We start from the raw sequence: 245 nt of genomic DNA, 5'->3' as shown, positions 1-245 counted from the left end.
CTGGGCTCGAGCGCCTGTCTGAGCGATCAGTCGAATCAACTGCTTGAGCCCAGCACTACCCCTCGCTCACTGCATTAAGGCAACCGCTGGAGCAATTGGTTGATCGCCTGCAAGGCGTCACCCTCGGCCTGCTGGGCGATCTCGCCCAGGGCAACGTCAACAGCAGCCTGGCGAACTCGGCGCTGTACCTGAAAGTGTTCGGGCATACGGTAATTGGCTGGCGCTGGCTGGAACAGGCGATTCGC

1 pseudogene is annotated in these 245 nt (G+C 61.2%); it reads left to right on the top strand.

Annotated features, from left to right (window positions below):
- Positions 1–74: 74 nt before the first annotated feature.
- Positions 75–245: pseudogene (locus AC0L2O_RS37305) on the top strand (acyl-CoA dehydrogenase C-terminal domain-containing protein); the annotation flags it as partial.

The sequence above is a fragment of the Bradyrhizobium sp. Kon10 genome (assembly GCF_055807395.1).
Note: the sequence above shows the minus strand (reverse complement) of the source record. Positions and strands in the feature narration are given on the sequence as shown.